This window comes from Mycetocola sp. Y171 (genome assembly GCF_056713165.1).
In genome coordinates this window covers 100981-119293 of the sequence record NZ_JBWYGX010000003.1, presented here as the reverse complement: position 1 = coordinate 119293, position 18313 = coordinate 100981, and the positions used below count along the sequence as shown (strand labels likewise).

At 66.5% G+C, this 18313-nt stretch carries 22 protein-coding genes; 2 read left to right on the top strand and 20 right to left on the bottom strand.

All coding sequences use genetic code 11. The features are described from left to right. Positions 1-22: 22 nt before the first annotated feature. Positions 23-1183 (top strand): NAD(P)-binding protein, encoded by a 1161-nt coding sequence (locus AC1M2K_RS16635; protein WP_480241820.1) that lies wholly within the window; start codon positions 23-25, stop codon positions 1181-1183. Here the strand turns inward: AC1M2K_RS16635 and tsaE are convergent. The 4 genes from tsaE to glmS are packed head-to-tail and all read right to left on the bottom strand — an operon-like array spanning position 1164 to position 5005. Next, positions 1164-1592 (bottom strand): tRNA (adenosine(37)-N6)-threonylcarbamoyltransferase complex ATPase subunit type 1 TsaE, encoded by a 429-nt coding sequence (gene tsaE / locus AC1M2K_RS16630; protein ID WP_480241868.1) that lies wholly within the window; start codon positions 1590-1592, stop codon positions 1164-1166. The genes AC1M2K_RS16635 and tsaE overlap by 20 nt on opposite strands. A 41-nt stretch (positions 1593-1633) precedes the next feature. Beyond that, on the bottom strand, positions 1634-2740 hold the full coding sequence (gene alr / locus AC1M2K_RS16625; protein ID WP_480241819.1) for an alanine racemase: 1107 nt from the start codon (positions 2738-2740) through the stop codon (positions 1634-1636). Next, the gene (locus AC1M2K_RS16620; protein ID WP_480239267.1) at positions 2737-3111 is read right to left on the bottom strand and encodes a holo-ACP synthase; all 375 of its coding nucleotides are present in this window, start codon (positions 3109-3111) and stop codon (positions 2737-2739) included. Before AC1M2K_RS16620 ends, alr begins: the two co-directional genes overlap by 4 nt. Positions 3112-3154: 43 nt before the next feature. Next, positions 3155-5005 (bottom strand): glutamine--fructose-6-phosphate transaminase (isomerizing), encoded by a 1851-nt coding sequence (glmS, locus tag AC1M2K_RS16615; RefSeq protein WP_480239266.1) that lies wholly within the window; start codon positions 5003-5005, stop codon positions 3155-3157. 34 nt (positions 5006-5039) lie between these two features. On the opposite strand from glmS, the gene coaA reads away from it, so the two are divergent. Continuing rightward, positions 5040-5996 carry a type I pantothenate kinase gene (gene coaA, locus AC1M2K_RS16610; protein WP_480239265.1) on the top strand — a complete coding sequence of 319 codons (957 nt, stop codon included), beginning with the start codon at positions 5040-5042 and terminating at the stop codon, positions 5994-5996. Positions 5997-6050: 54 nt separating this feature from the next. Here coaA and glmM read toward each other — a convergent pair whose 3' ends face one another. From glmM to AC1M2K_RS16530, 16 genes are all read right to left on the bottom strand, one after another. Further along, complete coding sequence (gene glmM, locus AC1M2K_RS16605; protein WP_480241818.1) at positions 6051-7412, bottom strand: phosphoglucosamine mutase; 1362 nt, start codon at positions 7410-7412, stop codon at positions 6051-6053. A 27-nt stretch (positions 7413-7439) separates the two neighbouring features. Next, positions 7440-7925 (bottom strand): 30S ribosomal protein S9, encoded by a 486-nt coding sequence (gene rpsI / locus AC1M2K_RS16600; RefSeq protein ID WP_480239263.1) that lies wholly within the window; start codon positions 7923-7925, stop codon positions 7440-7442. Between the two features lie 28 nt (positions 7926-7953). Beyond that, on the bottom strand, positions 7954-8400 hold the full coding sequence (gene rplM / locus AC1M2K_RS16595) for a 50S ribosomal protein L13 (RefSeq protein ID WP_480239262.1): 447 nt from the start codon (positions 8398-8400) through the stop codon (positions 7954-7956). Positions 8401-8537: 137 nt separating this feature from the next. After that, a complete protein-coding gene (gene truA, locus AC1M2K_RS16590; RefSeq protein WP_480241817.1) occupies positions 8538-9473 on the bottom strand; it encodes a tRNA pseudouridine(38-40) synthase TruA in 936 nt (311 codons plus the stop codon). A gap of 79 nt (positions 9474-9552) precedes the next feature. Continuing rightward, positions 9553-10095, bottom strand: a complete 543-nt coding sequence (rplQ, locus tag AC1M2K_RS16585; RefSeq protein WP_480239260.1) for a 50S ribosomal protein L17 — start codon at positions 10093-10095, stop codon at positions 9553-9555. A gap of 49 nt (positions 10096-10144) precedes the next feature. Further along, positions 10145-11137 carry a DNA-directed RNA polymerase subunit alpha gene (locus AC1M2K_RS16580; RefSeq protein WP_480239259.1) on the bottom strand — a complete coding sequence of 331 codons (993 nt, stop codon included), beginning with the start codon at positions 11135-11137 and terminating at the stop codon, positions 10145-10147. 125 nt (positions 11138-11262) lie between these two features. Continuing rightward, positions 11263-11661: a 30S ribosomal protein S11 gene (gene rpsK, locus AC1M2K_RS16575; RefSeq protein ID WP_090712357.1), complete on the bottom strand. Its 399-nt coding sequence runs from the start codon at positions 11659-11661 to the stop codon at positions 11263-11265. A 43-nt stretch (positions 11662-11704) separates the two neighbouring features. Then, entirely contained in the window at positions 11705-12079 is a 375-nt protein-coding gene (gene rpsM, locus AC1M2K_RS16570; RefSeq protein WP_480239258.1) for a 30S ribosomal protein S13, read from the bottom strand. 143 nt (positions 12080-12222) lie between these two features. Beyond that, positions 12223-12336 (bottom strand): 50S ribosomal protein L36, encoded by a 114-nt coding sequence (rpmJ, locus tag AC1M2K_RS16565; protein WP_011186712.1) that lies wholly within the window; start codon positions 12334-12336, stop codon positions 12223-12225. Positions 12337-12417: 81 nt separating this feature from the next. Then, entirely contained in the window at positions 12418-12639 is a 222-nt protein-coding gene (gene infA, locus AC1M2K_RS16560) for a translation initiation factor IF-1 (protein ID WP_111720612.1), read from the bottom strand. 146 nt (positions 12640-12785) lie between these two features. Further along, complete coding sequence (locus AC1M2K_RS16555) at positions 12786-13931, bottom strand: mannitol-1-phosphate 5-dehydrogenase (RefSeq protein WP_480241816.1); 1146 nt, start codon at positions 13929-13931, stop codon at positions 12786-12788. Further along, the gene (locus tag AC1M2K_RS16550) at positions 13928-14368 is read right to left on the bottom strand and encodes a PTS mannitol transporter subunit IIA (protein WP_480241815.1); all 441 of its coding nucleotides are present in this window, start codon (positions 14366-14368) and stop codon (positions 13928-13930) included. Before AC1M2K_RS16550 ends, AC1M2K_RS16555 begins: the two co-directional genes overlap by 4 nt. Beyond that, on the bottom strand, positions 14365-15948 hold the full coding sequence (locus tag AC1M2K_RS16545) for a PTS mannitol transporter subunit IIBC (protein ID WP_480241814.1): 1584 nt from the start codon (positions 15946-15948) through the stop codon (positions 14365-14367). The genes AC1M2K_RS16550 and AC1M2K_RS16545 overlap by 4 nt, the downstream gene beginning before the upstream one ends. Further along, positions 15945-17639 carry a phosphoenolpyruvate--protein phosphotransferase gene (ptsP, locus tag AC1M2K_RS16540; protein ID WP_480241813.1) on the bottom strand — a complete coding sequence of 565 codons (1695 nt, stop codon included), beginning with the start codon at positions 17637-17639 and terminating at the stop codon, positions 15945-15947. Before ptsP ends, AC1M2K_RS16545 begins: the two co-directional genes overlap by 4 nt. Next, on the bottom strand, positions 17629-17895 hold the full coding sequence (locus AC1M2K_RS16535; protein WP_480241812.1) for an HPr family phosphocarrier protein: 267 nt from the start codon (positions 17893-17895) through the stop codon (positions 17629-17631). The genes ptsP and AC1M2K_RS16535 overlap by 11 nt, the downstream gene beginning before the upstream one ends. Next, positions 17888-18244 (bottom strand): PTS sugar transporter, encoded by a 357-nt coding sequence (locus AC1M2K_RS16530; RefSeq protein WP_480241811.1) that lies wholly within the window; start codon positions 18242-18244, stop codon positions 17888-17890. The genes AC1M2K_RS16535 and AC1M2K_RS16530 overlap by 8 nt, the downstream gene beginning before the upstream one ends. Positions 18245-18313: the final 69 nt, after the last annotated feature.

The window sequence follows — 18313 nt, the reverse complement described above, 5'->3', positions numbered from 1 at the left end:
TGGCTCAATGGTGGGAGGGATCATGACGGAACTGACCGTCATCGGCGGCGGAATCGGTGGACTGGTCGCGGCCATCACGGCGGCCGAGCGGGGCGCTTCAGTGACACTGTTCGAGGCGCACAGCACTCTCGGCGGGCGCTGGCGATCGACCGATCCACCCTGGATCGCCCACGAGGGCCCGCATGTCGTCTACCGGGACGGTCCGATCTGGGCATGGCTGCGCGAGCGGCACTTGCTCGGCGAGACGCGGGCGGTTCCGCCTGCTGCTCTGTTCAGGTTCGTCTTCCGTCATCACGGGTCGCTGAGACGGATGCCGCCTGCCGGCCTGATCCGCGCCCTGGCCGGCCGCGGGCGGACCGCCCCCGTCGATCGCTCGTACCGCGACTGGGCAACCGAGCAGTTCGGTGCAGAGTCCGCTGCGCTGTCAGCAGCGGCATCCGGTGTCGCCCTCTTCGCGCGGGACCCTGGCTCGCTCTCCGCGGCTTTCGTCTGGGAGCGGTTCACCCGCGTCTTCTCCTTTCCCCCGTCGGCCGGCTACCGGCGGCATGGCTGGGGTGCCCTCTTCACCGCGCTCGGGGAGCGTGCCCGGTCGCTCGGGGTACGGATCGAATGCGATGCGCGGGTGTCGACGATCGGTCCAGGGCGGACCATCGTGGCCACCGAGCTCGAGTCGGCCCGCGGGCTCCTCGGCGATCCAGCGCTCGACTGGCCATCCGGCAGGGCGGCTCTGCTCGACCTCGGCCTGGCGAAGAACACGCGCGATGCCTTCGTCGTCAGTGACCTCGACGAGGCAGGTTGGCTCGAACGCTTCAGCGCCCCTGACCCGTCGTTGTCACCGCCAGAGACCTCGCTCGTCCAACTTCAAGTGCCGCTCGGACCACTCGAGTCGAAGGCGGAGGGAGTCGCGCGGCTGGAGCGGCTCGCAGATCTCGCGCTTCCCGAGTGGAGGGGCAGGGTGGCGTATCGCCGAGTCGCTGTCGCCAACCGTCGCTCGGGCGCACTCGATCGGCCCGGGTTCAGCTGGAGGGACAGGCCGGCCATCGACCGTGGGGACGGTGTGTTCCTCGTCGGCGACCGGGTCGCTTCGCCCGGGCTGCTCAGTGAGGTGAGCGTCGCGAGCGCGCTTAGGGCGGTCGACCTTGCCCTCGTCGGCAGCACCTCGCTCAGGAATCGTGGCGGGTGATCCTGATGCGCCTGGGCTCGTCCGCCGGATCGGCTTCGTCGCTGTCCGACTCCCCCGCACCGGTGGGCCTGTCGATCTCCACATCGAGCCAGCGGGAGGCGACCGCGTCGACGAGCCCCCTGCCCCACTCGACGATGACGACGCTCCCGCCGAAGTCGATATCGAGGTCGTCGAGTTCGAGGGCGTCGGTGAGCCGGTAGGCGTCCACGTGCACGAGGGGAGGTCCACCGACGAGGCTGGGATGGGTGCGCGCCAGGACGAAGGTCGGGCTCGTGACCGGGCCACGGACGCCGAGACCCTCGCCGATCCCGCGGGTCAGGGTGGTCTTGCCTGCACCGAGCGGCCCGGTGAGCACGAGAAGGTCTCCTGCCGCGAGCGTTCGCCCGAGCCGAACCCCGAAGGCATGCATGTCGTCCGAGGTCGGAATCACGGTGTCGACGGGGACCTCGATCACGACTCGTACCTTCGCGTCACCCTGGCACCGATCCTGGTCACGATCTCGTAGTTGATCGTCCCTGCAGCCGCCGCCCAGTCTCCTGCGCACGGGTAGCCGGCAGCAGGGTCGCCGAACACGACGACGTCGTCGCCGACCGCGACGTCCGTGTTGCCGACGTCGACGACGAACTGATCCATGGCGATCCGACCGGCCACGCGGAACCGGCTGCCGGCGATCGAGACATCGCCGGTTCCTGAGGCCTGGCGCGGGATTCCGTCCGCATAGCCGAGCGGGACGAGGACGAGGGTCGATTCGCCCGTGGTGCGATAGGTGTAGCTGTAGGAGACACCTCTGCCTGCTGGTACACGCCGCACCGCTGCGACCTGGCCGTGGAGTGTCATCACCGGAGTCAGCCCGAGGTCCGCCGAACTGCGGTCGTCGAACGGAGACAATCCGTACATGCCGATCCCGATCCGCACGGTGTTGAACCGCGACTCGGGCAGGTCGATCGCAGCGGCCGTCGCCGCGAGGTGCACGAGGTCTGGGGCGAGGCCTGCCTGCTCGGCGAGGGCAAGTCCCTGGTGGAATGCGGCGAGCGCGGCACGGTCGTCGGTCGCCGAGGCGTTGGAGAGGTGCGAGAAGATTCCCCTGACCCTGACGGCACCCGACTGCTCCAGTTCCCTCGCGCGACGGAAGGTCTTCGCCCAGTCGGCCTCGGCGATGCCGTTACGGCTGAGACCGGTGTCGAGTTTGAGGTGGATCTGCGCGGTCGCATCGCCGACGGCATCCGCGATCTCGTCGAGTTGCGCAGCAGAGGACACTCCCAGGTCGATCTGCCGTCGCGCCGCATCCGCGAAATCGGCGCCGGGCGGGTGGAGCCAGCAGAGTAGCGGTGCCTCGATACCCGCGTCGCGCAAGGCGAGGGCCTCGGGGATGTCGGCGGTTCCGAGCCAGTCGGCTCCCCCGGCGAGCGCGGCGCGTGCGACGGGAAGGGCGCCGTGCCCGTAGCCGTCCGCCTTCACCACCGCGATGAGATGGGGCGTTCCGACGACGGCGAGGAGATGGCGGATGTTCGCGGTCACGGCATCGAGGTCGATCACCGCTTCCCTGAACCCGCTCATGCGGCTCCCACCGGGGCGTCGGCGCGCTCGGCGACGACGAAGGCGACGGCCGCGCCGGCGTCGTGGCTCATCGACAGGTGCAGCGAGGTGATGCCCCTCGCTGCGATGACATCCGCGGTCTCACCGCTGATCTCGAACCGGGGGTCGCCCTGCGGGTCGTTCGAGACGGTGATGTCGAGCCAGTGCACGCCGTCCGAACTTCCGAGCGCCTTGATCAGTGCTTCCTTGGCGGCGAACCGTCCGGCCAGCGAACGCAGTGGCCTGTCCCGTTCGCTCTCGGCGAACAAGCGGTCGCGGAGCCGGGGCGTCCTGTCGACCGCACGTTCGAAGCGTGCGAGGTCGACGAGGTCAACACCGATGCCGACGATCACTCTGCACCTCTCTCCCCCGCGGAAACCCTGCCCGCCGACGGCGCTACTCGACCGTGACGGACTTCGCGAGGTTGCGCGGCTGGTCGACGTCGAGCCCCTTCGCGCTGGCGAGCTCCATGGCGAAGATCTGCAGCGGGATGACCGCGAGGAGCGGCTCGAACAGCGGTGCGGCGAGCGGGATCCGGATGACGACGTCGGTGAACGGAAGCACCGAAGCATCCCCCTCTTCGGCGATCGCGATGACCTTCGCACCGCGGGCACGGATCTCCTGGATGTTGGAGACGACCTTCGAGTGGATGGTCGCGGAGCCACGCGGGCTCGGCACGACGACGAAGACGGGCTGTCCGGGCTCGATGAGCGCGATCGGCCCGTGCTTGAGCTCGCCTGCCGCGAATCCCTCTGCGTGGATGTAGGCGAGTTCCTTGAGCTTGAGCGCTCCTTCGAGCGCGATCGGGAACCCGACGTGGCGGCCGAGGAACAGGACGGCACGGGAGTCGCTCATCCAGCGCGCGAGCTGGGTGACGACATCCTTCTCGCCGAGGATCGTCCGGATCTTCGCCGGGATGTCGACGAGCTCGCGGGACTGCTCGGCGAGGACCTCAGGGGTCTGCGCGCCGCGGACGCGGGCGAGGTGCAGTGCGAACAGGTAGAGGGCGGTGATCTGCGCGACGAACGCCTTCGTCGATGCGACAGCGACCTCGGGGCCTGCGTGCGTGTACACGACGGCGTCGGACTCGCGCGGGATGGTCGCACCCTGGGTGTTGCAGATGGAGAGGGTCTTCGCTCCGGCCTCGCTCGCGTACTTGACGGCCATGAGGGTGTCCATGGTCTCACCGGACTGGCTGATCGAGACGACCAGGGTCTGCGGGGTGATGACCGGTTCGCGGTAACGGAACTCGTGGCTGAGTTCGACGTCGACGGGGATGCCCGCCCACTTCTCGAGCGCGTACTTGCCGACCTGTCCGGCGTATGATGCGGTGCCACAGGCGATGACGACGATGCGGTTGATGTCGGTGAAGAGTTCGTCGAGACCGTTGAGCTCGGGGATGACGACCTGACCGTTCTCATCGATGCGTCCGCGCAGTGTGTTGGCGACGGCATCCGGCTCTTCGTCGATCTCCTTGGCCATGAAGCTGGACCAGCCGCCCTTCTCGGCTGCGGAGGCGTCCCACTGGATCTCGAAGGGCTCGACCTCGACAGGAGCGCCGAAGAAGTCGGTGACCTCGACCGAGTCAGGAGTGATCGAAACGATCTGGTCCTGACCGATGGCGAGGGCGTTCTGGGTGTACTCCACGAAGGCGGCGACGTCGGAGGCGAGGAAGTTCTCGCCCTCTCCGAGGCCGATCACGAGAGGCGAGTTGCGGCGGGCGCCGACGACGAGGCCCGGTTCGTCCTCGTGCACGGCGAGGAGCGTGAACGCGCCCTCGAGCCGGGCGACGACGTGCTGGAACGCCTCACGGAGGTTCTGGGTCTGACGGTACTCACGGCCGAGGAGAACTGCGGCGACCTCGGAGTCGGTCTCGCTGATGAAGGTGAACCCGTCGTCGAGGAGTTCCTTCTTGAGCGGGGCGAAGTTCTCGATGATGCCGTTGTGGATGAGGGCCAGTTTGCCGTCGTCACCGAGGTGCGGGTGGGCGTTCTGGTCGGTCGGAGCTCCGTGGGTGGCCCAGCGGGTGTGCCCGATTCCTGTGTGGCTGACCTCCATGGCGCTGGCCTTCACGTCGCCGGCGAGGACAGCGAGCTTTCCTGCGCGCTTCCTGGTGCGCATCTCCCCCGCCTCGTCGATGACGGCGACGCCGGCGGAGTCATACCCGCGATACTCCAGACGGCCGAGACCGCTGAGAAGGACATTGATGCTGTCATTGCTGCCGACGTAACCCACGATTCCACACATGGGCTCAAGGATACCGGCAATAGACTGGGAACCTATGTCCGACCCCTCCTCCGGCACCGCGTCGCACTCCCAGTCGACCCCATTCGTCGAAATCGACCGTTCGGACTGGGCCAGGCTCGCACCGTCCACGCAGTCGCCTCTCACGGACGCCGAGGTGTTCCAGCTGCGGGGCCTCGGCGATCGGCTCGACCTCAACGAAGTGGCGGAGGTCTACCTCCCGCTGAGCCGGCTGCTCAGCCTCTATGTGGCGAACGCGAAACGACTGCACGACTCCACCAGCGCTTTCCTCGGCGAGAAGACCGACAGGACGCCGTTCGTGATCGGAGTGGCCGGATCGGTCGCCGTCGGCAAGTCGACGGTCGCGCGGCTCCTCCGCGAACTGATGTCGCGCTGGGCAGACACCCCGAGGGTCGAACTCATCACGACGGACGGTTTCCTCTACCCGAACGCCGAGCTGGAACGCCGGGGCATCATGGGCAGGAAAGGGTTCCCCGAGTCCTACGACCGGCGGGCACTGCTCCGGTTCGTCAGCGCCGTGAAGAGCGGCGCCGGCGAGGTCCGCGCGCCGTTCTACTCGCACCTCAAGTACGACATCGTCCCCGACGCACAGGTCGTCGTCCGTCGCCCCGACGTGCTCATCGTCGAGGGCCTCAACGTCCTGCAGCCGGCCGGGAACGGCCACAGGCTCACCGTGAGCGACCTCTTCGACTTCAGCATCTACGTCGACGCCAGGACGTCGGACATCGCCTCCTGGTACGAGGAACGGTTCATGGCGCTCCAGCGCGGCGCATTCACGAACCCGAACTCGTTCTTCAACGTCTACGCCTCGCTCACCGAGGACGAAGCCAGGGAGAAGGCCAGGTTCTACTGGCGCGAGGTCAACGAACCGAACCTGCTGGAGAACATCCGGCCGACCAGGGCTCGGGCGAAGCTTGTCCTGCGGAAGGCGTCCGACCACACGGTCAGCCAGGTCCTGCTCCGCAAGGTCTGACCTCAGAAGGCCCGGCCTGCCGCGGATGCGACAGCCGGGCCTCCCCGCGGTGTTCTAGACGGCCAGGCGCTCCCGGACGACGTCGGCGAGTGCGTGCGCCAGTCGGTCGGCGGTGGGCTGGTCAGCGGCCTCGACCATGACCCGGACGAGCTGCTCGGTGCCGCTCGGGCGGAGCAACACGCGACCGGTGTCTCCCAGCTCCGCTTCGGCAGTGCGGACTGCTTCGGCGAGGACCTCGTCGGTGTGGATGCCTGTGCGATCCACGTCCTTCACGTTCACGAGGATCTGCGGGTAGACGTCCATCACGCTGGCGAGCTCCGCGGCGGTCTTGCCGGTGCGCGCCATCTCGCTGACCAGGTGCAGCCCGGTCAGGATGCCGTCGCCCGTGGTCGCGTACTCGCTCATGATGACGTGGCCGGACTGTTCGCCGCCGAGGGCGAAGCCGCTCTTGTTCATGGCCTCGAGGACGTACCGGTCTCCGACCTTGGTCTGCACCATGGAGATGCCGTGTTCTTCCATCGCGATGCGCAGCCCGAGGTTGCTCATCACCGTCGCCACGAGGGTGTCGTCCGTGAGGTGTCCGCGTTCCTTCATCGAGACGGCCAGGATCGCCATGATCTGGTCGCCGTCGATGATCTTGCCGTTCGCATCGACGGCCAGGCAGCGGTCGGCGTCGCCGTCGTGGGCGATGCCGATGTCCGCCTTGTGCTCGATGACCGCCTTGGCCAGGAGGTCGAGGTGGGTGGAACCGACACCGTCGTTGATGTTCATGCCGTCAGGGTCGTTACCGATGACGGTGAGTTTCGCGCCTGCGTCCCTGAACACCTCAGGGGACACTCCTGCCGCAGCCCCGTGGGCGCAGTCGAGGACGACGTGCAGCCCGTCGAGCCGGTGAGGCAGGCTGGCGAGGAGGTGGAGGACGTAGCGGTCCTCGGCATCGGCGAAACGCCGGATGCGACCGACCCCTGCACCTGTCGGTGCGAGCTTGGGTTCGGTCAGGTAGCTCTCGATGCGGGCTTCGACCTCGTCAGGCAGCTTGCGTCCGCCGCGGGCGAAGATCTTGATGCCGTTGTCCGGCGCCGGGTTGTGGCTGGCCGAGATCATCACGCCGAAGTCGGCGTCGATGTCCGCGATGAGGAAAGCGGCAGCTGGGGTCGGGATCACGCCGGCGTCGAGCACGTCGACCCCGCTCGAGGCGAGTCCGGCGGCGACGGCGGCGGCGATGAACTCACCGGAGACGCGAGGGTCGCGGGCCAGGACGGCGACGGGGCGCTTTCCGGCGGCTCGGCGGGCCTCAGCACTTCGGCCCTGCCCAAGCACCACAGCGGTGGCTTGGGCAAGGCCGAGAGCGAGGTCTGCCGTCAGGTCGGCGTTCGCGAGACCGCGAACGCCGTCAGTACCAAACAGGCGAGGCATGTAATACAGTCCAGGACCGAGGCGCGATTAGCGCTTCGAGAACTGAGGTGCCTTACGTGCCTTCTTGAGTCCGGCCTTCTTGCGCTCCTTGACGCGAGCGTCACGGGAGAGGAAGCCGGCCTTCTTCAGGGTTGCGCGGTTGTTCTCTTCGTCGATCTGGTTGAGCGCACGCGCGATGCCGAGGCGAAGCGCGCCGGCCTGGCCGGACGGGCCACCACCCGAGATGCGGGCGATGACGTCGTAGCCACCAGCGAGGTCGAGGACCGTGAACGGGTCGTTGATCAGCTGCTGGTGCAGCTTGTTCGGGAAGTAGTCGGCGAGCTCACGGCCGTTGACCGTGATCGTGCCGGAGCCGGGGATGAGACGCACGCGGGCGATGGCCTGCTTGCGACGACCGACGGCTGCGCCGGGAACGCTGAGGGCCGGGCGAGCCGCCTTGGGGGCTGCCTCGGTCGGCGTCTCGGTGGAGAAGCTCTCCGGGGTCTCTGCGATGGAATCTGAAATCTTCGCCACTGTAGGAATCCTTATGTCTATCCGGCGCTTACTGGGCGACCTGGTCGAGGGTGTACGTCTTGGGCTGCTGAGCAGCGTGCGGGTGCTCTGCACCGGTGTAGACCTTCAGCTTGCGCAGCTGCGCGGCGCCGAGGGAGTTCTTGGGGAGCATGCCGCGGACAGCCTTCTCCACCGCGCGACCCGGGTTCTTCTCGAGCAGTTCGGCGTAGGTCACTGCCTTGATGCCGCCCGGGTAACCTGAGTGGCGGTAGGCCTTCTTCTGGAGGAGCTTCTGACCGGTCAGGGCGACCTTGTCAGCGTTGATGATGATGACGAAGTCACCGGTGTCCATGTGGTTGGCAAAGGTGGCCTTGTGCTTTCCACGGAGGAGGATGGCGACGTGGCTGGCCAGGCGGCCGAGCACAATGTCGGTGGCGTCGATGATGAACCAGTCACGCTGGATCTCAGATGCCTTGGGGGAATACGTGCGCGTCACAATAGTGCTGCTTTCTTGTCGTAAGTTGGTTGGTCGTGAATCCCGCTCCGTTGGGAGTTCCGGAACCGGAACGCCGCAGGTGGAGGGCTCAACTTCGGATGCCGCGCTGCAGACAGAGCAGACACCAAGGAGCAAGCTTACCCGGCGTCGTCTCCAGGGTCAAACTCCGCGAACGGGCCGGAATCAGCGAACGGATCGGTTCCGTCCTGCAGTGTCCTCCGCGACCGGGTCAGTTCGGCCCGCATCTTCAGCAGGGAGTCGGTCGGGTACCCGACCTCGGCGAGAGTGAGCCCGCGGGCTGGCATCACGGCGAATTCGTTGGATCGGTCGAGCTCGTCGCGCAGCCGTGCGGCATCCTCCACCTCGAGCTTGCCCTCCCCCACCGCGACACACACGCCGACCAGGGCGCGAACCATGCTGTGGCAGAACGCGTCGGCGCGAACGTCGGCCACGAGAACGCCCCTGGCGTCCCTGGCCCAGCCGAACCGCTGAAGGGTGCGGATGGTCGTCCTCCCCTCCCGGGGCCTGCAGTATGTGGCGAAGTCGTGGAGTCCGACGAGTGACGCGGCCGCCGCATCCATCCGGTCGACGTCGAGTGGCGAGGGATGCCAGACGGTCTGCGCCCGCTCGAGCGGGTTCCTGAACGAGATGCTGTCGGCGACCCGGTACTCGTACCGTCGCCACACCGCCGAGAACCGCGCGTCGAATCCCTCTGCTGCCGGTGCCGCGTTCGTGATCACGACGTCCGGGTACTGGCCGAGGACGCCGTTAACCTTGCGGCGAAGGGCACTGCCGGTCGGGTGGAGCCCATCCCGCGCCGGGCGGCCACGACGCACCCGCGCGATCCGGTCGGCGTCGAGGTCGAGGTGGGCGACCTGCCCGGTGGCGTGAACGCCGGCATCGGTACGACCGGCGACAGACACGACGATGTGGTCGCCGTGCTTGCCGAGGATCGTCGTGATCGCTTCTTCGAGCACACCCTGGACGGTGCGCAGCCCTGGTTGCTTCGCCCACCCGGCGAAGTTCGAGCCGTCGTATGCGATGTCGAGGCGGAATCGCTGCGGCTGGGTCACCCGCCCAGTTTACGGGGCGGCCAACGACGAAGCCCCCGGTGTCCTGTCGGACACCGGGGGCTTCACCCGAGCGGAATGCTTACTTGTCTTCGGCCTTGTCGGCTTCGACGGCGTCGGTCGACTCAGCGGAATCGGTCGACTCGGCAGCGGGGGTCTCCTCGGCTGCGGCGTCATCTGCCACGACCTCGGTCTCCTCTGCCGGGGCGGCCTCTGCCGGCTTCTCAGCCTTGGCAGCGGTCTTCGACTTCTTCACCTTGGGGGTGACGGGCTCGAGGACCAGTTCGATCTGCACCATAGACGCGTTGTCGCCCTTGCGGAAACCGAGCTTGGTGATGCGGGTGTAGCCACCCTCGCGCTCGGCGACGAGCGGAGCGATCTCGGTGAAGAGCTCGTGGACGACCGAGGTGTCGCCGATCACGCGCATGACGCGACGACGAGCGTGCAGGTCACCGCGCTTCGCGAACGTGATGAGACGCTCGGCGACCGGACGGAGGCGCTTGGCCTTCGTCTCGGTGGTCTTGATGCTCTTGTGGGTGAACAGGGCAGCGGCCAGGTTGGCGAGCATGAGGCGCTCGTGCGCTGGTCCGCCTCCCAGGCGGGGGCCTTTAGTGGGCTGAGGCATTGTCGTTAATCTCCAGAATCAAAAAGTGAAAAGGCGTCGAGGACGAGCCTTAGTTGCTGGTCTCGTCTTCGTAACCCGAGTAGAAGTGGGCGCCGTCGAATCCGGGAACCGAATCCTTCAGCGAAAGGCCCATCTCCACGAGCTTGTCGCGAACCTCGTCGACCGACTTCTGGCCGAAGTTGCGGATGTTCATCAGCTGCGTCTCGCTCAGGGCGACGAGCTCGGACACCGTGTTGATGCCCTCGCGCTTGAGGCAGTTGTACGAACGAACGGACAGGTCCAGGTCTTCGATCGGGATCGAGAGTTCGCTGGAGAGGACGGCGTCGACCGGCGCCGGGCCGATCTCGATGCCTTCTGCCGCGTTGTTCAGCTCGCGGGCGAGACCGAACAGTTCGACCAGGGTCTTACCGGCTGATGCGATGGCGTCGCGCGGCGTGATGGCCGGCTTCGTCTCGACGTCGACCACGAGGCGGTCGAAGTCGGTGCGCTCACCGGCACGAGTCGCCTCGACACGGTAGGTCACCTTGAGGACGGGCGAGTAGATCGAGTCGATCGGGATCTGGCCCGCCTCGGAGAACTCGTTGCGGTTCTGCGTCGCAGACACGTAGCCACGGCCACGCTCGATGGTGAGTTCGAGTTCGAACTTCGCCTTGTCGTTCAGCGTCGCGATGACGAGGTCGGGGTTGTGCACCTCGACGCCGGCAGGAGCCGAGATGTCTGCAGCGGTGACCTGGCCTGCGCCGGTCTTGCGGAGGTAAGCGGTGATCGGCTCGTCGTGCTCGCTCGAGACGACGAGGCCCTTGATGTTCAGGATGATCTCGGTGGCATCCTCTTTCACACCGGGGATGGTGCTGAACTCGTGCAGCACGCCGTCGATGCGAATGCTGGTCACAGCAGCGCCCGGGATCGAGGACAGCAGGGTACGGCGAAGCGAGTTACCGAGGGTGTAACCGAAGCCAGGCTCCAGGGGCTCAATCACGAACCGGCTGCGGAACTCTGAGATGTTCTCTTCGGTGAGCGTTGGGCGCTGTGCAATAAGCACTATGTATTCCTTTCGGCTAAGTGTCCGCTATATGACACTTGCAATGGCGATGTATTGAGTTGTGTTCGTCAACGGTCGATTGAGCAGTGCCGCCTGGCACTGCTCAATCGACCATGGTGAAAGGCTTAAACGCGGCGACGCTTCGGCGGGCGGCATCCGTTGTGCGCCTGCGGGGTGACGTCGTTGATCGAACCGACCTCGAGGCCAGCGGCCTGGAGCGAACGGATCGCGGTCTCGCGGCCGGAGCCGGGTCCCTTGACGAAGACGTCAACCTTCTTCATACCGTGCTCCTGCGCCTGGCGGGCAGCCGACTCGGCGGCCAGCTGTGCGGCGAACGGGGTCGACTTGCGCGAACCCTTGAAGCCGACTCCACCTGAGGATGCCCAGCTGATGACGGCACCAGTGGTGTCCGTGATCGACACGATCGTGTTGTTGAAGGTGGACTTGATGTGAGCCTGGCCCACAGCAATGTTCTTCTTCTCTTTTTTACGCGGCTTGCGAGTAGCCGACTTGGGTGCTGCCATTGATTTCTCCTAAATCTTCCTGGCGAGACTCGAGGCCGAAGGCCTAGCGAGCCTTCTTCTTGCCGGCTACGGTGCGCTTCGGGCCCTTACGGGTGCGAGCGTTGGTCTTGGTGCGCTGACCACGGACGGGCAGGCCGCGACGGTGGCGGATGCCCTCGTAGCTTCCGATCTCGACCTTGCGGCGGATGTCGGCCTGTACTTCACGGCGGAGGTCACCCTCAACCTTGTAGTTGCCTTCGATGTAGTCACGCAGCTGGATCAACTGATCGTCGCTGAGATCCTTCACGCGGATGTCTCCGCTAATTCCGGTGTCGGCGAGGGTCTTCAGGGCCCTCGTGCGTCCAACACCGTAGATGTACGTCAGTGCGATTTCCACGCGCTTGTCGCGTGGGATATCTACGCCGGCGAGACGTGCCATGGTGGCTTCTCCTAGGAGTTTCGTGGAGGTGTGGAGCAGTTCCTGTGCCCGGGCCTCCGACCCGAGGTGTCACTCGAATGAGATCTGGAACTGCCGATATTTGTGTTGCTGGTTACTGCCGTTGTCCTCGTGAAAACGAAGGACTAACCCTGACGCTGCTTGTGGCGCGGGTTCTCGCAGATGACCATGACGCGTCCGTTGCGACGGATGACCTTGCACTTGTCGCAGATCTTCTTGACGCTGGGGTTGACCTTCATGTGATTCTCTCTTTTCGCTGTCGTCGTGCCTGGGCGCCTGAGAAGACTCAGGTCGAGCCGGGCCGTTACTTACAGCACGTCCTACTTGTAGCGGTAAACGATCCGGCCGCGGGTCAGATCGTATGGGCTGAGCTCAACGATCACGCGGTCCTCAGGAAGGATGCGGATGTAGTGCTGGCGCATCTTGCCGCTAATGGTGGCAAGAACGCGGTGGCCGTTCGTCAACTCAACGCGGAACATCGCGTTGGGCAGAGCTTCGACAACTGCGCCTTCGATCTCAATGACACCGTCTTTTTTGGCCATAGCCTCACTGTCGCTAAAAATAGTTCGCACTGGTCGTGCGGATGGATTATGGTGCTGCAAAGTCCTGTTGGATGACACGCCAGAAGCGTGCACAAAGCACCAACGGACAATCCTATGGTATTCGGCGGCTTTTCGCCAACCGACGACTACGCCGTGCGCGCCGCGACGATGCCGACGAGCTCGGGGAAGAGCGGATGCCCCTCCGTGAGCCCCGTGACCCGCTCCACGAAGCCTTCAGCGGGCAGCTCGGCGAGCAGCTGCAGCATCTCGACACTCTGCTCGTCGTCCGCGACATCGAAGCGCAGAGCCTGCCCGACGGCGTCGACGAGAGCCGTGTGTCCGAGACCGCGTTCGGCCAGTTCGGCCGCAGGAGAGATGAATCGCTCGTTCCTCGAGAGCTTCCGCAGCGGCTGGCGCCCCACCCGCTGCACGGTGTCGGGGAGATGAGGATTGGCGAACCTGACGAGGATCTTCTCCCGGTAGGCACGCTGGACCTCCGCGTCGATGCCGTGCTTGGCCACGAGGAGCGATGACGTCTCCTCGAGGACCCGCCTGACGGCATCCGCCACCCCCGCATCGGCGAGGGCGTCCGAGATCCTGTCGATCCCGGCGGCGAACCCGTAGTACGCGGCAGTGGCGTGGCCGGTGTTGACCGTGAAGAGTTTCCGTTCGATGTACGGCCCGAGGGCGTCGACGAATGTCGCACCCGGGATTGCAGGGGTGTCGTCGCCGAACGGCCCGGATTCGATCACCCACTCATAGAACGCCTCGACGGTGACATCGATCCCCGCCGCGGCATCCTGGCCGGGAACGATCCGGTCGACGGCGGTGTTGGCGAAGACCGCGCGGGCCGCGATGACGTCCCACTCGTCAGGGCCGACGCTCGACTGCACTTCGGTCCTGAGCAGCTCGGTGGCGTTGATGGCGTTCTCACACGCCATCACGGCCAGTGGTGCGAGGCCCGGGTCGCGGAGCGCGAGGCCGCGGGCGATCACCGGGGCGACGAATCGCAGAATGTTCGGGCCGACCGCCGTCGTCACGACGTCTGCGGTCTGGATCTCCGCGATGAGCCCGGTCTCGTGCGTCGCACTATTGACGGCCCTGAAGCCGGCGACGGTGCGTTTCCCGCCTCCGTCACCGACCTCGTGGACCGTGTACGACTCGCTCGAGGCGAGCGCGTCGATCAGGTCGGCGTTCACGTCGGCGAAGACGACCTCGTAGCCGGCGTCGTGGAGGAGGAACCCGACGAAGCCCCGGCCGATGTTGCCTGCGCCGAAGTGAACAGCCTTCATTCTGCGTTGACCTCCTCGAGAAGCGAGAACAGCTCAGCGGCATCCGTCGCCTCGATGAGCTTCTGCACCTCGTCCTCGTCGGAGAACACGATGGCGATCTTCGAGAGGATCTCGAGGTGCTCGTTGTTCAGCCCGGCGATGCCGACGGCGAACCTGACCTCGTCGCCATCCCAGTCGATCGGTGTCTCGTAGCGGACCAGGGAGAGAGCCGACCGGGTGATCCCATCCTTCGCCTCGTTCGTTCCGTGAGGGATCGCGAGGTAGTTGCCCATGTAGGTGGACACGGATGACTCGCGTTCGAGCATCGCGTCCACGTATTCGGGCAAGACAGCCCCTGCGGCGACGAGGAGCTCCCCCGCCTCCCTGATGGCCTCGTCCTTCGTGGTGGCCGACCCTGCGGCCACCACGTTCTGCGGCGTGAGGATGTGATCTGTCATTCGGTGCCCCCCTGGCTGTCGTTGCGCTTGACGAGTTCGACCACGTCATCGTACTTCGGGCTGTTCATGAAGTTGTCGACCGAGATGTGCTGCGAGTTCGGCGACTTCTCCCGTGCCCGGTCGGTGAGGTCCTGGTGGGTGATGACGAGGTCGGCATCACCGGTCAGGTTCGCGATCGACTGGTTGGTGACGGTGACGCCGTCGACGCCCGCCTTCTTGATCTTGTTGCGGAGGACCGAAGCACCCATGGCGCTCGAGCCCATCCCGGCGTCGCACGCGAACACGATGTTGCGGACGAGCGTCGCCGTGGCCGTTCCGGTCGCGGTGCCCGTGTCTGCGCTGCCCTCGGCGACGAGGCCGTCGAGCACTGCGCTCCTCTTGCCCTTGTTCGCCTCGGTGGCGGCCACCGCTGCGCTCATGTCGCCGGCGTTGCCCGAAGCCAGGTCACGCTTGCGTGATGCGCGCAGGATGATGGCTGCGATGAGGAACGACGTCGTCGCGGCCAGGATGACCGACAGGATGACGCCGACCATGCTGGAGAACGGCGTCTGGATGAGCACCGCGATGATGCTCCCAGGGGACGCGGGTGCCCGCAGGCCGCTCTGGAAGGCCACGTTGGTGGCGACACCGACCATGCCTCCCGCGATGGCGGCGAAGACGAGCAGCGGCTTCATCAGCACGTACGGGAAGTAGATCTCGTGGATGCCGCCGAAGAACTGGATGATGATCGCACCAGGAGCGCTCGCCTTGGCGATGCCGAGCCCGAAGAACGAGTAGGCCAGCAGGATGCCGAGCCCGGGGCCGGGGTTGGCCTCGATGAGGAACAGGATGCTCTTGCCGCTCTCCTCCACCTGCTGGACGCCGAGCGGAGTGAAGACGCCGTGGTTAATGGCGTTGTTGAGGAAGAGGATCTTGCCCGGCTCGACGAAGATGCTGACCAGCGGAAGAAGCGACAGGGCGACGAGCCAGTTGACCACGCTTTCGAGCGCCGCGCTCAGTGCGGTGATGATGGGGGCGATGCCGAAGAACGCCACGATGGCGAGGATCGCGCCGAGGATGCCTGCCGAGAAGTTGTTGACGAGCATTTCGAAGCCGGCCTTGATCTTGCCGTCCCAGATGCTGTCGACCTTCTTCATCAGCCAGGCCGCGAGCGGGCCCATGATCATGGCGCCGATGAACATCGGGATGCTGGATCCGACGATGACACCCATGGTCGCGATCGTTCCGACCACGCCGCCGCGTTCACCGTAGATCATCCGCCCACCGGTGTTGGCGATGAGGAGCGGGAGCAGGTAGGTGATCATCGGGCCGACGAGGCCGACGTACTGGGTGAACGTCGTGCCGTCCTCGGTCTGCGCGAGCGCGGTGGCCGCACCCTGCCAGCCGATGACATCCGCGTCTCCGAAACCGCCGAGGATGCCGTTGGGAAGCCAGCCGGTGGCGATGAAGAACGCGGTGATGAGGCCCCACGCAATGAACGCTGCGATGTTGGGCATCACCATGCCGGAGAGGAAGGTCCCGAATCGCTGGACGCGGACCCGTGCACCTCCCGGCTTTGTTGGGGTAGACGTCGTCGTCATGATTGTGCCTCTTTCAGGGTGAGTGCAGCGGAAGCTACCGCTGCGCGGGATTCGGCCGCCCCATCGGCGGCCAGGGCGATTTCGGCGAGGTGTCGTGCCTCGTCGATGGTGAATTTCAGGAGCGAAGCCCGGACGTCGACGAGCGCCGGGGTGGACATGGAGAGGGTTGTTGCGCCGAGTCCGACGAGGACGACGGCCAGGAGCGGGTCGGCTGCGGCTTCACCACAGATGCCGACCGGTTTCCCTGCAGCTGCACCTGCCGCGCCGACCTCGCCGACGAGGCGGAGGACGGCCGGGTGCCACGGATCCTGGAAGGCCGCGACGGAGCCGAGCATCCGGTCGGCGGCGAGGGTGTACTGCGTGAGGTCGTTCGTCCCGATCGACGCGAAGTCGGCGGAGCCGAGGATGCGGTCGGCGAGCAGTGCAGCAGAGGGGACCTCCACCATCACACCAGCGGTGCGGATGCCGTATTCGCGGGCGAGCCCGACGAAGTACCTCGTCTCCTCGACGGTGGAGACCATCGGCGCCATCACCCACAGTTCCGCCTCGGTGGCGGCGTCCGCCTCGGCGAGCGCCGTCAACTGCTCCCGAAGGATGTCTTCGCTGGCGCGGAGCGAGCGGAGTCCGCGGAGTCCGAGCGCCGGGTTCTCCTCGTGTGCGTCGTTGAGGAACTGCAGGGGTTTGTCCGCCCCGGCGTCGAGCACGCGGACGACGACCTTTTTCCCGGGGAACGCCTGGAGCAACCGGACGTAGTGCTCGCGCTGCTGGTCGACCGTCGGAGCCGAACCGCCGGCGTCGAGGAAGAGGAACTCCGTGCGGAACAGCCCGACGCCTTCGGCGCCTGCGTCTGCTGCGGCCTGTGCGCCCGCTGATGATCCGAGGTTGGCCAGCAGGGGAACGGCGGTGCCGTCGGCGAGTGCGCCAGGGGTGACGGGGGCGACCGACGCCGCCTGCCGTTCGGCGATGCGGCGTTCGGCATCGGCCTTCTGCTCGTCGGTGGGGTTGGCGATCACCGTTCCTGCGGCCGCGTCGACGATGACGACGGTGCCGTCAGCCAGCCCGGCGGCATCCACTGCGCCGACGACGGCGACGATGGACTTCTCCCTGGCGAGGATGGCCGTGTGCGAGGTCGGTCCCCCGTCACTGGTGACGAGGCCGAGTACCTTGCCGAGGTCGAGCATGGCAGTGTCTGCGGGGGCGAGGTCGCGCGCCACGAGTACGAACGGATGGTCGGGGTCCGGTAGCCCGGGGGCACTGACGCCGCCGAGGTGCGCGATGACGCGCTGCGAGACGTCGTCGAGGTCTGCGGCCCGCTCCCCCAGGTAGCCGCCCATGGCGACGAGCTGGTCGCGGAACGAGGCGAACGCCTCGAAGACGGCTCGTTCTGCGGTCTTTCCTGCGGCGAGGGACTCATCGATGGCATCCGAGAGCATCGGGTCCTCCGCCATCATCGCCTGAGCCTCGAGCACGTCGCGCGCCGCGCCGCCTGCGGTCTGCCCGCGTTGTTCGAGTTCACGGGCGACGACCCCGAGGGATGCCCGCGCCCTGTCTGTCTCCTCCGCCTGCGTCCTGCTGCTTGCGGTGTCCTCAGGGGCAGGCAGCGGTTCGGCCATGCGGGCGACGACGCCGACGGTGACTCCCTGTCCGATCCCGGTGCCGACGACGGCGGTGTCGGGGCTGCTACTCGTCATGGTCGGTCACCAGAAGCTCGACGAGGCTGTCGAGGACCGTTTCGGCGTTGTCCCCGTCGGCGGTGAGGGTGACGTAGTCTCCGTGGTTCACTCCGAGCGAGATGACACCGAGGATGCTCGCCGCATTGACCGGTTTGCCGCTGCCCTTGGCGAGCGTGACCTTGGACCCGGATGCCGTCGCGGCCTGGGTGAAGAGCTTTGCCGGGCGGGCGTGCAGCCCGTGTGACGATCCGATTCGAACGGTGCGTTCAGCCATGGGTGGGTCCTCCGTCGCTGCGTTGTGGTTCCCCCCGTTGAGACGACGCCCCTGCAGCTTCCAGGGCGAGGTCGAGGGCTTCGTCGCCGACCGGCGACGAGAAGACGGTTGCCGGCATGACGGCGACGGCGACGCCGGCCGCATCGGCGAGGGCGCGCACGTCGGCGAGGCGGTCGCCGAGGTGGGGCCCGAGCAAAACGACGTGGGCGGTCGGGAGCTGCTGGGCGAGCGTGTCGAGCGGGCAGGCCTCAGCGGTGGCGTCGAGTTCGCGGGCGTCTGCGGTCTTGCGGATGCGCCTGGCGACGAACGTCGAAGACGCTCCAGCGCCACACACCACGAGGATCCTCATCGATCCGCCTCCGTTGCCGTTCCGTGTATCCGTCGGTGCCGCCCGGTTCACACGCGGGCTTGACCGATT